Source organism: Pseudomonas sp. FSL W5-0203 (genome assembly GCF_001896155.1).
In the GTDB taxonomy this organism is placed as follows: Bacteria; Pseudomonadota; Gammaproteobacteria; order Pseudomonadales; family Pseudomonadaceae; genus Aquipseudomonas; species Aquipseudomonas paracarnis.
On the sequence record NZ_MPOR01000002.1, the window covers coordinates 17,365 to 30,726 of the forward strand.

Here is a 13,362-nt window from a genome sequence, read left to right on the forward strand (position 1 = left end):
GTAGCGCTGCTGAATACAGCGCCATTACTCAACCGGCAGCGCTCTCCATGCGCACCGCGCCACGGCGGGTTTGCCCGGCTGCGACCACACAGTTACGCCCCGCGCCCTTGGCGGTGTAAAGCGCCTGGTCGGCGGATTTGAGTACCTCGTCGGGGCTGCGTTGCTCGGCCTGGCGCTCGGCCACGCCGATGCTTACCGTCACCGACACGCTGGACGCGCCGCTGCCCGCACGGCGCTGGCGGCCTTGATGATCGTCCTGGGGGCGGTCCGGGTTGCGCAACTTGATGTCGTAGCTGGCGATGATCTCGCGGATCTCCTCCAGGTGCGGCATGCACTCATCCAGGGTCTTGCCGGCAAACACCACGGCAAACTCTTCACCGCCGTAACGGTAGGCCCGCCCGCCTCCATTGACCTTGGACAACTTGCTCGCCACCAGGCGCAGCACCTGGTCGCCCACGTCGTGGCCGTGGGTGTCATTGAAACGCTTGAAGTGATCGACGTCGCTCATCGCCAGCACATAGTTGCGACCTAGCCGCTGCATGCGCTCGTTGAGGGCACGGCGCCCCGGCAAGCCGGTGAGTTCATCACGGAACGCCATTTGATACGCCTCGTGCGCCACGCCCGCAGCGATCATCAGCATCACTTGGCTGCACATGATGTTGAGGGTGAACGGCAGGATGAAAGTTTGCGGCAACATCCAGAACATGCCCAGCAGCCCCACCAGTTGTGCGGCGTGCAGCGGGCGCGGCTGGTACCAGTATTGAGCGGCCAGGGTGAGAAAGCCGATCAGGAACATTGGGTACGAGAGTTGGATCAGGCTCATCCAGGCGCCATGCAGCATCGGCCAGCGAATCTCCGCTAGCCAGCCCAGCAAGGCTTGGGGGAAGCTTTGTTCCAGGGCCAGCGCCACACTGCCCACCGCCAGCAGCACCGCGCAGCGGGCGACGAAGTCACGAAACAGATGGGTTTTTTCCTGCCACAGCGCATAAATGCTGAACAGCAAGGGCAACAGCAGGCAACACAGGTGGAACACCACCGCAGCGTCTTCACGCACGCGGCCATTGTCGCGGTAGAAGTCGGTCTGGGTGTCCAGCAGGAAATAGGCGACGTACACCGTGACCATCAGGAACAGTTCACGTTGGCGTCGATACACCGCGCAGTAAGCGCCACCGAGCAGCAGAACCAGGGTGGGCAGTACGTTGAACAGCGAGGTGAAGAAGACGCTGAGGTCCTTGACGTACGCAGCCGAGAGCCCGGCCAGCAACAGCAGCAGCGACGGTAGGAAATGGCTGAAACGTACAGCGGACACGCGTGACAAGGGTAAAACTCCGACCCGCAAACAAATAATGGCACTGTGCTTCTAGGCGGTCAGTTAAGCACAACCGACCGGGCATGTATCACATTGCCATCACTGTAACGGCAGCTCATCGCAATCCCTGAGTGCATTGCTGTGGTTTTTTAGACTCGCGCCTACACACGTACAAAAAAACCGCCGCGTCCCGAAGGAGGCGGCGGTTTTCAGAAGAACCCGGTAAGGCTTAGTAAGCCAGGCCGAAGTCTTCTTCTTTCATGTCCATCAGGTTGTTGGCGCCCGACAGCATGGTTGCCACGTGGGTGCGGGTACGAGGCAGGATGCGCTGGAAGTAGAAGCGCGCAGTCTGCAACTTGGCGGTGTAGAACGCCTCTTCGCTGGTGCCAGCGGCCAGTTTCTCGGCGGCCAGGCGTGCCATGTCGGCCCAGAAGTAAGCCAGGCAGGCGTAGCCGGAGTACATCAGGTAGTCCACCGAGGCAGCACCGACTTCTTCACGGTCTTTCATCGCGGCCATGCCGACCTTCATGGTCAACTCGCCCCACTCTTTGTTCAGTGCCGCCAGCGGTGCAACGAATTCTTTAACCGCGTCGTTACCTTCGTTGGCCTGGCAGAACTTGTGCACGATCTTGGTGAAGCCCTTGAGCGCTTCGCCTTGGGTCATCAGCACTTTACGGCCGAGCAGGTCCAGCGCCTGGATGCCGGTGGTGCCTTCGTACAGCATAGAAATGCGGCTGTCGCGAACGTTCTGCTCCATGCCCCACTCAGCGATAAAGCCGTGGCCACCGTAGATCTGCACGCCGTGGTTGGCCGATTCAAAACCGACTTCGGTCATGAACGCCTTGGCGATCGGGGTCATGAAGGCCAGCAGGGCATCTGCCTGTTTCTTGGCTTCGTCGTCGGTACCGTACTTGACGATGTCCACTTGCTTGGCAGTGAAGTACACCATCGCACGGTTACCTTCGGCGAAGGCTTTCATGGTCAGCAGCATGCGGCGTACGTCAGGGTGCACGATGATCGGGTCAGCAGCTTTATCTGGCGCTTTCGGGCCGGTCAGGGAGCGCATTTGCAGGCGATCACGCGCATATTTCAAGCCGCCCTGGAAGCCGATCTCGGCGTGAGCCAGGCCTTGCAGCGCGGTGCCCAGGCGAGCGGTGTTCATAAAGGTGAACATGCAGTTCAGGCCTTTGTTCGCCGGGCCGATCAGGAAACCGGTGGCCGCGTCGAAGTTCATCACGCAGGTGGCGTTGCCGTGGATGCCCATCTTGTGTTCCAGGGAACCACAGGTGACCGCGTTGCGCTCGCCCACCGAGCCATCGGCGTTGGGCAGGAACTTGGGCACGATAAACAGCGAGATGCCTTTGGTGCCAGCCGGTGCATCCGGCAGGCGGGCCAGTACGATGTGGACGATGTTGTCGGCCATGTCGTGTTCACCGGCCGAGATGAAGATCTTGGTACCGGAGACTTTGTAGGAACCGTCAGCCTGAGGCTCGGCCTTGGTGCGCAGCATGCCCAGGTCGGTGCCGCAGTGTGGCTCGGTCAGGCACATGGTGCCGGTCCATTCGCCCGACACCAGCTTGGTCAGGTAAGCGTCTTGCTGCTCGGGAGTGCCGTGCTCGGAAATGGTATTCATCGCGCCATGGGACAGGCCAGGGTACATGCCCCACGACCAGTTGGCCTCGCCGACCATTTCACTCACAGCCAGGCCCAGGGATTCCGGCAGGCCTTGGCCACCGTGCTCCACGTCGTGGGCCAGGCTTGGCCAGCCGCCTTCGACGAATTGTTTGTAGGCCTCTTTGAAACCCGCAGGGGTCTTAACGCCTGACTCACTCCAGGTACACCCTTCGATGTCGCCCACGCGGTTCAACGGTGCCAGTACTTGCTCACAGAACTTGGCGCCTTCTTCGAGGATGGCGTCGACCATGTCCGGGGTAGCGTCCTGGCAAGCCGGCAGGCTCTGATAGTGCGCTTCATAACCGAGCAGTTCGTCACGAACGAAGCGAATATCACGCAAGGGGGCCTTGTAGTCAGGCATAGCGATAAACCTCTGCTGATGTAACTGGGATGAACAACCGCGTGGATTTGTTATGGCGGTCAAACAGGTGTTTGAAACATACGTTTACCACCCAGGGTTGTCAAGCGTCGGCCAGATGCCGTTTGTCTTGACGCGGGTCAGCCAGGCACGGCGAGGCCTGCGGCGGGATGCCTCATGATTTAAGGAAAGCAGAATGTCGCGGAACGACTGTGGGAGCTGGCTTGCCTGCGATGCAGACGCCAGGGTGTATCTATCAGGCAGTATGCGTTGATGCTATCGCAGGCAAGCCAGCTCCCACAGAGAGGAGCGGGCAAGCGATAGAGAAGTTAAGCGTAGGTATCGATCAAGGTACCGAGCATTTCGTCCGAAGCCTTGGCGACTTTCGCCCCCAGCTCGACTTGAAACTTGCCCTGGGCCATTTCCACCATGTTGCTCGCCGAATTGGACGCTTGGGCGCGGTCATTGGCTTGCAGACGGTCGCTTTGCGCGGCCGATGGCTGGGTGGTTCCGGCGCTGGCAATCTTGCCGGCCGCCTGGTCGACACGGTTCTGCCCGGTCTGAATAGTGCTCAGGCCCGAATAAAACGCGCTGCTTCCAGAGATGTCCATGGCGTAAGCCTGCCTTTAGAGAATCGTGAAGCCCGATTGAACCAGACATCCTGGCAAAAGGCCCGTCAAAAACACTAATGGCATATTGCCTTAGCGATAGCCAAAATCAGTCAAGCAGGTCCAGCTCCAAGTACTCGGCCACCGCGGCAGCCCCGGCATGCTTGAGTTTAGGCACTCGCCCCAGGCAAGGCGCGGGCAGGCGCTCAGCCAGGGTGGCGAGGTTTTCTTCCAGACGAGAGGTCTTGGGGTCGATGATATTTGCCACCCAGCCCGCCAGCGGCAAGCCATCCCGTGCGATGGCTTCGGCGGTGAGCAACGCGTGGCTGATGCACCCAAGGCGCACGCCTACCACCAAGATCACCGGCAGCTTGAGCGCCATGGCCAGGTCCGACAGGTTGGCCTGGTCGGCCAAGGGCACGCGCCAACCGCCTGCCCCTTCGATCAAGGTGAAGTCCGCGCCCCGTGCCAAGATCTGCTGCATCGGTTTGAGCAGCGATTGCACCGTGAGCCCGACGCCCGCCTCGCGCGCTGCCAGATGCGGCGCGATAGCTGGCTCGAAGGCCACCGGGTTGACCTCGGCATAACTGAGCGGCACGGAACACTCGGCCAGCAACGCCAACGCATCGGCATTGCGCAGGCCCTGGGCCGTCAGTTGGCAGCCCGACGCCACCGGCTTTCCGGCGGCCGTGCTTTTGCCGCAAAGCCTGGCCGCATGCAACAGGCCGGCGGCGATGGTGGTCTTGCCAACATCGGTGTCTGTACCGGTGATGAAGTAAGCGGCGCTCATAACGGTTTCTCCAGTACGGCATACACCACCTGGTACGTGGCGGGCAGGCCCTGGGCCTGGCGGAACTGCTCGTAGGCCTCTACCAGCGCGACAATCCGCGCACGGCCCGTCAACCCTCCCGGGCGGCCTGGGTTGAGGTTATGGGCGCCCAGTGCCTTGAGTTCATGGGTCAGGCTGCGCACATCCGGGTAATGCAACACATGGGGCTTTCGCTCCAGGCTGATCACGCGCAAACCACTGGCCGCACACAGTTGCTGATAAGCCTCGAAGGTGCGGAAGCGATTGACGTGGACCAGGCCATCCGCCGCCCGCCAACTCTCGCGCAACTCATCCAGGGTGCCTACGCACAGGCTGGCAAAGGCCAGCACGCCACCTGGTCGCAGCACGCGCCGGGCTTCGCTGAGCACCGCATCAAAATGGGCACACCACTGTACCGCGAGGCTGGAGAAGAGCAGCTCAACGCTGTCAGCTGCAAGCGGCAAGCGTTCTGCATCACCGGCTATAAAGTGCGCGGCGCCGCCCAGCGGACGCGCGTGGTTGAGCATGCCCTCGGCAATGTCCAACGCCACACCTTGGCTGCCGGGCAAACGCTTGCCCAATACGCGGCTGAAGTAACCCGTGCCACAGCCCATGTCCAACCAACGCTGGGGCACCAGGCCGTGCGGCAAGCGGCTGAGCAGTTCATGCCCGACCGCACGCTGCAACTCGGCCACGCTGTCGTAACTGGCCGCCGCACGGGAGAACGAGGCTGCGACCTGGCGCTTGTCCGGCAAGCCCCCAGGCAAGGGCGGGTGGGATAGGTCAGTCATCGACACACTCATGCAAAAAAGCCTGGATAGCCCCGGCTACTCCGTGAGGGTCTTCCAGAAGAAACGCGTGACCGGCCTGTTCAATCAGGCCGATTTCTACATCGGGGAGCATGGCCAGCAGATCACTGGCGGCTTCGGCAGGCACCAACCCGTCCAGGCCGGCAAACAGGTGCAACTGCGGCCCGCGAAAAGCCTGCAAGGCCGCCCGCGTATCCAGTTGGGCCAGCAGCTCCAGGCCGGGCATCAAGACGCTGGGGGAGGTATTCGGCGCACCGCTGACCAACAACCGCGACAAGCCGCGCGGGTCTTCGGCACCCTTGGCGCACAACAGGCCAAAACGCTTGAGCGTGACCTGGGAGTCGGCGTGGCAGCCGGCCAGAAATGCATCGAAGGTTTCAGCAGGCATCCCATGGGGCCAGCCGTCATGGGCGACGAAACACGGGTTGCTCGCCAGGGTCAGCAAGCCGCAGCACCGCTCGCCACGGCGCGCCGCCAACTCGGACGCGAGCATGCCGCCCAGCGACCAGCCCCCGAGCCAGGCATTGTCCGGCAGCGTCGCATCGAGTTCATCGAGCCACTCACCGAGTTCGCTGGCTTGCAGCGCCGGCAAGGGTTCGATCTGTACCTGCAAATGCTCGTTCAGGCCGTGCAGCGCAGCGGCCAACGGCTCCAGCGGGGACACACCCAGGCCCCAGCCCGGTAGCAATATCAGTCGATTACGCATGGCCGGGCTCCGAGGCGTCTAACAAGCGAAAACACGCTTGCAACCCATCTAACAATAGCTGCACCTGCGCCTCGCTGTGGGCCGCCGTCAATGTCACCCGTAGACGGGCACTGCCGGCGGGCACGGTCGGTGGGCGAATGGCAGTCACCATCAGGCCACGCTCGCGCAGCATCTGCGACAGGCGCAGTGCCCGGGCGCTGTCGCCAATCAGGATCGGTTGGATCGGCGTAAAGCTGTCCATCAAGCCCAGGCCGATCTGCTCGGCGCCATGACGGAACTGGCGGATCAACGCGTTGAGGTGCTCGCGTCGCCAATGTTCGCTGCGCAGCAGTTCCAGGCTTTTGAGGGTGGCGCAGGCCAGTGCCGGTGGTTGGCTGGTGGTGTAGATATACGGGCGGGCGAATTGGATCAGGCTCTCGATCAAGTCCTCACTGCCGGCCACGAAGGCCCCGGCGGTGCCGAACGCTTTGCCCAAGGTGCCAACCAGCACGGGCACGTCGTCCTGGCTCAAACCGAAATGCTCGACGATACCGCCGCCATTGGCGCCCAGCGGGCCGAAGCCATGGGCGTCATCCACCATCAGCCAGGCACCTTTGGCCCGGGTTTCACGGGCCAGCGCGGGCAGGTCGGCGAGGTCGCCATCCATGCTGAACACACCGTCGGTGACCACCAAGGTATTGCCGGTGGCTTTCTCCAGGCGCTTGGCCAGGCTGCCTGCGTCGTTATGCAGGTAGCGGTTGAAACGCGCACCGGACAGCAAACCAGCATCCAGCAAGGACGCGTGGTTAAGCCGGTCTTCCAATACCGTATCGCCCTGCCCCACCAGCGCCGTGACCGCGCCAAGGTTGGCCATGTAGCCGGTGGTGAACAGCAAGGCACGCGGGCGACCGGTCAAGTCAGCCAGACCTTCTTCCAGCTCATGGTGCGGTGTGGCGTGGCCCACCACCAAATGCGAAGCGCCACCGCCCACGCCCCAGCGGGACGCACCGGCGCGCCAGGCTTCGATCACTTGCGGGTGATTGGCAAGGCCCAGGTAATCGTTATTGCAGAAGGCCAACAACGGTTGCCCGTCCACCACCACATGCGGGCCTTGGGGGCTCTGCAGCAAGGGGCGCTGGCGGTAAAGATGGTCGGCACGGCGAACAGCGAGGCGCGCGGCGAGATCGAAAGACATGCTGGCCTCGATTTAACAGGTTCAACTCAATCCACTGGAGGAGCTGGAATGCATTCCAAAGGTGGTTACACCACAGCGTTGTAGAACTGCTCGCTGCTCTTTTGCTCCACCAACGCCTGCTCGATCGCCGCCTGGTGCACTTCATCGGCATGCTCTTCACGGGCTTCGGGCAGGATGCCCAGGCGTGCGAAGAGTTGCATGTCCTTGTCAGCCTGGGGGTTAGCGGTGGTCAGCAGTTTGTCGCCGTAGAAGATCGAGTTGGCGCCGGCAAAAAACGCCAGGGCCTGCATCTGCTCGTTCATGGCTTCGCGGCCGGCCGACAGGCGCACGTGGGACTGCGGCATCAGGATGCGCGCCACCGCCAGCATACGGATGAAATCGAAGGGGTCGATGTCATCGGCGTTTTCCAACGGCGTGCCCGCTACCTTCACCAGCATGTTGATCGGCACCGACTCCGGATGCTCCGGCAGGTTGGCCAGTTGGATCAGCAAGTTGGCACGGTCGTCGAGGGACTCGCCCATGCCGAGGATACCGCCCGAGCAGATCTTCATCCCCGAATCACGCACATAGGCCAGGGTTTGCAGGCGCTCGCTGTAGGTGCGGGTGGTGATGATCGAGCCGTAGAACTCCGGCGAGGTGTCGAGGTTGTGGTTGTAGTAGTCAAGGCCGGCCTGGGCCAGGGCTTCGGTCTGGTCCTGGTCGAGGCGTCCGAGGGTCATGCAGGTTTCCAGGCCCATGGCCTTCACGCCTTTGACCATTTCCAGCACGTAGGGCATGTCTTTGGCCGACGGATGTTTCCATGCCGCGCCCATGCAGAAACGCGTCGAACCGATGGCCTTGGCACGAGCGGCCTCCTCGAGGACCTTCTGCACCTCCATCAACTTCTCTTTTTCCAGGCCAGTGTTGTAGTGGCCCGACTGCGGACAATATTTGCAATCTTCCGGGCAGGCGCCGGTCTTGATCGACAGCAGGGTCGAGACCTGCACGCGGTTGGCGTCGAAATGCGCGCGGTGCACGGTCTGCGCCTGGAACAACAGGTCGTTGAAGGGCTGCACGAACAGGGCTTTGACTTCAGCTAAAGACCAATCGTGACGCAGGGTGGCAGAGGTGCTGGCGCTCATGGGCGATTCCTTGATTATGCTTTGGCAAGCGCTGTGGGAACGGCAATATCCACAGGCACGACACGGATGCTCGGCATATTTAAGGAAGATTCATGCACTGTCAACCTGAGCACAAACACCAAGTTTACATCTGGTTAAAAAGCATACAGACCTGTTTGATTTGCGATGAGTGCACCGACTCGGCCGAGGCCGTGTGCAACGCCTGCGAAACAGAATTGCCATGGCTGATGGAACAATGCGAGCGCTGCGCACTGCCCTTGCCCATGGATGGGTTGATCTGCGGCCAGTGCCAAAAACAGCCTCCGGCCTTTCACCAAGTGATCGCGCCATGGACCTATAGCTTTCCAGTGGACACCCTGATCAGCCGCTTCAAGCATCAGGCGCGTTGGCCGCTGGGGCATCTGTTGGCGCGCCTGCTGGGGCAGCACTTGCAGCATCGCTTCGATAACGCCGAACTGGAGCGCCCCGACTGCCTGCTGCCCGTGCCCATGGCGCGTAAACGCCTGCGCGAACGCGGCTTTAATCAAGCGTTGATGCTGGCCCGCTGGCTCAGTCACGCCTTCGACATTCCCTTTGATGAGCATGCGCTGTTGCGCCCCCATGAAACCGTGGCGCAGCAAGACCTCGATGCCAAGACCCGCAAACGCAACCTGCTCAACGCCTTCGCACTGGCCCCCGGCATCGGAGTTGCCGGGCAACATGTGGCGCTGGTAGACGACGTCCTCACCACCGGCGCCACCGCCCACAGCCTTGCGCGCTTGTTGATAAATGCCGGCGCACGCCAGGTGGACGTGTATTGCCTGGCCCGTACGCCCAAACCCGGCAGCTGACTTGACTCCCCTGCGCCAGCGCGGCAACGTCGGCGCATCTCACCCAAGCGTATCTGCCATGTCTGTGCCCAGCCCTCTCAGCCAACACATCATCCGCCGCCCCCAGCGTATTGCCTTGCTGGGGCATATCGCCGAGCAGGGCTCCATCACCCGTGCGGCCAAGAGTGCCGGGTTGAGTTACAAGGCCGCCTGGGACGCCATTGATGAGCTGAACAACCTGGCGCAAAAACCGCTGGTGCAACGCAGCGTCGGTGGCAAGGGTGGTGGCGGCGCCAAACTGACGCAGGAAGGGGAACGGGTCCTGCGCCTTTATCAGCGCCTGCAACTGCTTCAGGCCGAGATCCTTGGCTCGGACGAAGCGGCCAGCGACTTCAGCCTGCTGGGCCGCTTGATGCTGCGCACCAGCGCACGCAACCAATTGCACGGCCAGGTCAGCACCATAGAGAGCCATGGCCACAACGACATGATCCGCCTGCAATTGGCCGGCGGCCTGCACCTCGACGCACAGATCACCCACGACAGCACCCTGCGCCTGGAACTGCAGACCGGCGTGGAAGTAGTGGCCCTGATCAAGGCCGGGTGGCTTGAATTACTGGTGGACGGGCAAGCTGAAACACTTGGACACAATTGCCTGGAAGGCAGGATCGAGACCATTCTCGCCGCCGAAGACGGCCCCAGCGAGGTGCGTATTGCCCTGCCCAACGGCCAAGTGTTGTGCGCGCTGGCGCCGCCCGTCGCGCTCAAGGCCATTGATGCAGCGCAAGGCCAGCCGATCCGCGTGCAGTTTGCACCCAGCCATGTATTGCTTGGCACCCCGGTGTAACGGGCGCGCGTCTTCAAGCTGCAACAATTCGGTCACAAGCGCTGCTTAAGGTGTCTGCAAAAACCTTAAGGAGCCTGTGATGAGCCTATTAGAAGAAAACCAAGCCACCGACCTTGAACAGATGGTGGGGCTGACCCGCCGTCGTTTTATCGGCGCAGGCGCCCTGTGCGGCGCCGCGATGTTCCTCGGCGGCAACCTGCTGAGCCGCAGCGCCCTGGCCGTGAATGCCGCTACCGCCAGCCCGTTGCTGGGGTTCACCAGCATCGCCGCCGCCACCAGCGACACCATCACCCTGCCACCGGGCTACAGTGCTTCGGTGTTGATCAGTTGGGGCCAGCCCCTGCACAAGAACGCCCCGGCTTTCGACCCGTCCGGCCATGGCACCGCCAAGGCTCAGGAACAACAGTTCGGCGACAACAACGACGGCATGAGCCTGTTTCCATTCCCCGGTGACGACAACCGCGCGCTGATGGCGATCAACAACGAATACACCAACTATCGCTACCTCTACGCCCACGGCGGCGCGCCACAATCGGCCGAAGACGTGCGCAAGGCGCTGGCCAGCGAAGGCGTGTCGGTGATCGAAGTACGCCGCAAAGGCGACACCTGGCAGTTCGTCCAGGATTCACGCTACAACCGGCGCATCCACGGCAATTCACCGATCCGTTTGAGTGGCCCTGCCGCCGGCCATGACTGGCTGAAAACCACCGCCGACAAGACCGGCAAAAAAGTCCTCGGCACGTTCCAGAACTGCGCCAACGGCAAGACGCCGTGGGGCACCTACCTGACCTGCGAAGAAAACTTCACCGACTGCTTCGGCAGCAGCAACCCGCAGCAAACCTTCGACGCAGGGCAGAAGCGCTACGGCGTGGTGGCCGCCAGCAAGGACATTAACTGGCATCAGTACGACCCGCGCTTTGATATGGCCAAGAACCCCAACGAACTCAATCGCCATGGTTGGGTGGTGGAAATCGACCCGTTCGATCCGCAATCCACCCCGGTAAAACGCACGGCCTTGGGCCGCTTCAAGCACGAGAACGCGGCCCTCGCCGAAACCCGTGACGGCCGCGCCGTGGTGTACATGGGCGACGATGAACGCGGTGAATTCATCTACAAGTTCGTCAGCCGCGATCAGATCAACCACAACAACCCGAAGGCCAACAAAGACCTGCTCGACCACGGCACCTTGTACGTGGCGATCTTCGACGCGGGCGACGGCAACGCCGACCACCCCAAGGGCAAAGGCCAGTGGGTCGAACTCACCCATGGCAAAAACGGCATTGACGCCAGCAGCGGTTTCGCTAACCAGGCCGAGGTGCTGATTCATGCGCGCCTGGCCGCCAGCGTGGTGAAAGCCACACGCATGGACCGCCCGGAATGGATCGTGGTCAGCCCTACCGATGGCCAGGTCTATTGCACCCTGACCAACAACGCCAAGCGCGGCGAAGAGGGCCAGCCGGTGGGCGGCCCCAACCCACGGGAGAAAAACGTCTACGGTCAGATCCTGCGCTGGAAAGCCGAAGCCGATAACCACGGTGCCACGGACTTCACCTGGGACCTGTTCGTGGTGGCCGGCAACCCCGGCGTACATGCCGGCAACCCCAAGGGCGGCTCGTCCAACATCAACCCGCAAAACATGTTCAACAGCCCCGACGGCCTGGGCTTCGACAAAGCCGGGCGCCTGTGGATCCTGACCGATGGCGACTACAGCAACGCCGGCGACTTTGCGGGCATGGGCAATAACCAGATGCTGTGCGCCGACCCGAGCACGGGTGAAATCCGTCGCTTCATGGTGGGGCCGGTGGCGTGTGAAGTGACGGGGATCAGCTTTTCGCCGGACCAGAAAACCTTGTTCGTGGGCATTCAGCACCCAGGGGAAACCGGTGGTTCGACCTGGCCGGAACACCTGCCCAATGGCAAACCCCGGTCTTCGGTGATGGCGATTCGGCGGGATGATGGCGGGATCGTAGGCGCCTGATAGACCGCTATCGCAGGCAAGCCAGCACCCACATTTCGATGTGTAAATACATGCCAGTGTGGGAGCTGGCTTGCCTGCGAAGGCATCCGCACAGCCACCGGCTATCTATGCTGTTACCATACCCGGCCGGACGCGGCGCCCTGCTGCGCGCAGGAGTTCGCATGGCCCACCCGTTTGAAACACTCACCCCAGACCTGGTGCTCGACGCCGTCGAAAGCATCGGTTTCCTCAGCGACGCGCGGGTTCTGGCGCTCAACAGCTACGAAAACCGCGTGTACCAAGTGGGCATCGAAGACGCCGAACCGCTGATCGCCAAGTTCTATCGCCCCCAGCGCTGGACCAACGAGGCGATCCTGGAAGAACACCGCTTCACCTTCGAACTGGCCGAGTGCGATGTACCGGTGGTCGCCCCCTTGGTCCACAACGGCGAGAGCCTGTTCGAACATGCAGGTTTCCGCTTCACCCTATTCCCCCGCCGTGGCGGCCGCGCGCCGGAGCCGGGCAACCTCGATCAGCTTTACCGGCTCGGGCAACTGCTGGGGCGTTTGCACGCGGTGGGCTCCACCCGCCCGTTCGAACACCGCGAAGCCCTGGGGGTGAAGAATTTCGGTCACGACTCCCTCACCACCTTGCTTGAAGGCAACTTCATTCCCAAAAGCCTGTTGCCGGCCTACGAGTCCGTGGCCCGCGACTTGCTCAAGCGTGTGGAAGAGGTTTACAAGGCCACGCCGCACAAGAACATCCGTATGCACGGTGACTGCCACCCCGGCAACATGATGTGCCGCGACGAGATGTTCCATATCGTCGACCTGGATGACTGCCGCATGGGCCCAGCGGTGCAAGACCTGTGGATGATGCTGGCTGGCGACCGCCAGGAATGCCTCGGCCAGCTCTCGGAGCTGATGGATGGCTACCAGGAATTCCACGACTTCGACCCGCGCGAACTGGCGCTGATCGAGCCGCTGCGCGCCCTGCGCTTGATGCACTACAGTGCCTGGCTCGCACGACGCTGGGACGACCCGGCGTTTCCCCATAGCTTTCCGTGGTTTGGCAGCGAACGGTATTGGGGTGACCAGGTGCTGGCGTTGCGCGAGCAACTGTCGGCGCTCAATGAAGAACCGCTGAAGCTCTTCTGACCTGGCCCTGCCTCCTGTGGGAGCTGGC

12 protein-coding genes are annotated in these 13,362 nt (G+C 62.2%); 4 read left to right on the forward strand and 8 right to left on the reverse strand.

Features of this window, described 5'->3' with window-relative positions; all coding sequences use genetic code 11:
- Positions 1-28: 28 nt before the first annotated feature.
- The 8 genes from BOP96_RS02305 to bioB all read right to left on the reverse strand — a co-directional run bounded on the left by BOP96_RS02305 (position 29) and on the right by bioB (position 8,567).
- Complete coding sequence (locus BOP96_RS02305) at positions 29-1,318, reverse strand: GGDEF domain-containing protein (protein ID WP_014720203.1); 1,290 nt, start codon at positions 1,316-1,318, stop codon at positions 29-31.
- A 220-nt stretch (positions 1,319-1,538) separates the two neighbouring features.
- A complete protein-coding gene (locus BOP96_RS02310) occupies positions 1,539-3,344 on the reverse strand; it encodes a phenylacyl-CoA dehydrogenase (protein WP_014720204.1) in 1,806 nt (601 codons plus the stop codon).
- 326 nt (positions 3,345-3,670) lie between these two features.
- Positions 3,671-3,952: a hypothetical protein gene (locus tag BOP96_RS02315; RefSeq protein WP_003194792.1), complete on the reverse strand. Its 282-nt coding sequence runs from the start codon at positions 3,950-3,952 to the stop codon at positions 3,671-3,673.
- Positions 3,953-4,058: 106 nt separating this feature from the next.
- Positions 4,059-4,739, reverse strand: coding sequence for a dethiobiotin synthase (bioD, locus tag BOP96_RS02320; RefSeq protein ID WP_014720205.1), 681 nt, complete (start codon positions 4,737-4,739; stop codon positions 4,059-4,061).
- Positions 4,736-5,548, reverse strand: a complete 813-nt coding sequence (gene bioC, locus BOP96_RS02325) for a malonyl-ACP O-methyltransferase BioC (RefSeq protein ID WP_020302161.1) — start codon at positions 5,546-5,548, stop codon at positions 4,736-4,738. The genes bioD and bioC overlap by 4 nt, the downstream gene beginning before the upstream one ends.
- On the reverse strand, positions 5,541-6,272 hold the full coding sequence (locus BOP96_RS02330) for an alpha/beta fold hydrolase (RefSeq protein WP_073451749.1): 732 nt from the start codon (positions 6,270-6,272) through the stop codon (positions 5,541-5,543). Before BOP96_RS02330 ends, bioC begins: the two co-directional genes overlap by 8 nt.
- Complete coding sequence (bioF, locus tag BOP96_RS02335) at positions 6,265-7,446, reverse strand: 8-amino-7-oxononanoate synthase (RefSeq protein ID WP_020302160.1); 1,182 nt, start codon at positions 7,444-7,446, stop codon at positions 6,265-6,267. Before bioF ends, BOP96_RS02330 begins: the two co-directional genes overlap by 8 nt.
- Positions 7,447-7,511: 65 nt before the next feature.
- Positions 7,512-8,567: a biotin synthase BioB gene (bioB, locus tag BOP96_RS02340; protein ID WP_014720209.1), complete on the reverse strand. Its 1,056-nt coding sequence runs from the start codon at positions 8,565-8,567 to the stop codon at positions 7,512-7,514.
- A 92-nt stretch (positions 8,568-8,659) separates the two neighbouring features.
- Between bioB and BOP96_RS02345 the strand changes: the two genes are divergently transcribed.
- From BOP96_RS02345 to BOP96_RS02360, 4 genes are all read left to right on the forward strand, one after another.
- Positions 8,660-9,397: a ComF family protein gene (locus BOP96_RS02345; protein WP_073451751.1), complete on the forward strand. Its 738-nt coding sequence runs from the start codon at positions 8,660-8,662 to the stop codon at positions 9,395-9,397.
- A 58-nt stretch (positions 9,398-9,455) separates the two neighbouring features.
- Complete coding sequence (locus BOP96_RS02350) at positions 9,456-10,220, forward strand: TOBE domain-containing protein (RefSeq protein WP_073451753.1); 765 nt, start codon at positions 9,456-9,458, stop codon at positions 10,218-10,220.
- A gap of 79 nt (positions 10,221-10,299) precedes the next feature.
- A complete protein-coding gene (locus BOP96_RS02355) occupies positions 10,300-12,198 on the forward strand; it encodes a PhoX family protein (RefSeq protein WP_073451755.1) in 1,899 nt (632 codons plus the stop codon).
- Positions 12,199-12,359: 161 nt separating this feature from the next.
- Positions 12,360-13,334, forward strand: coding sequence for a serine/threonine protein kinase (locus tag BOP96_RS02360; protein WP_003194811.1), 975 nt, complete (start codon positions 12,360-12,362; stop codon positions 13,332-13,334).
- Positions 13,335-13,362 lie beyond the last annotated feature (28 nt).

Coding starts and splice junctions, on each gene's coding strand:
- BOP96_RS02310 (WP_014720204.1), bottom strand. CDS start 3,344: ATGCCTGACTACAAGGCCCCCTTGCGTGATATTCGCTTCGTTCGTGAC.
- BOP96_RS02315 (WP_003194792.1), bottom strand. CDS start 3,952: ATGGACATCTCTGGAAGCAGCGCGTTTTATTCGGGCCTGAGCACTATT.
- bioD (WP_014720205.1), bottom strand. CDS start 4,739: ATGAGCGCCGCTTACTTCATCACCGGTACAGACACCGATGTTGGCAAG.
- bioC (WP_020302161.1), bottom strand. CDS start 5,548: ATGACTGACCTATCCCACCCGCCCTTGCCTGGGGGCTTGCCGGACAAG.
- BOP96_RS02330 (WP_073451749.1), bottom strand. CDS start 6,272: ATGCGTAATCGACTGATATTGCTACCGGGCTGGGGCCTGGGTGTGTCC.
- bioF (WP_020302160.1), bottom strand. CDS start 7,446: ATGTCTTTCGATCTCGCCGCGCGCCTCGCTGTTCGCCGTGCCGACCAT.
- bioB (WP_014720209.1), bottom strand. CDS start 8,567: ATGAGCGCCAGCACCTCTGCCACCCTGCGTCACGATTGGTCTTTAGCT.
- BOP96_RS02345 (WP_073451751.1), top strand. CDS start 8,660: ATGCACTGTCAACCTGAGCACAAACACCAAGTTTACATCTGGTTAAAA.
- BOP96_RS02350 (WP_073451753.1), top strand. CDS start 9,456: ATGTCTGTGCCCAGCCCTCTCAGCCAACACATCATCCGCCGCCCCCAG.
- BOP96_RS02355 (WP_073451755.1), top strand. CDS start 10,300: ATGAGCCTATTAGAAGAAAACCAAGCCACCGACCTTGAACAGATGGTG.
- BOP96_RS02360 (WP_003194811.1), top strand. CDS start 12,360: ATGGCCCACCCGTTTGAAACACTCACCCCAGACCTGGTGCTCGACGCC.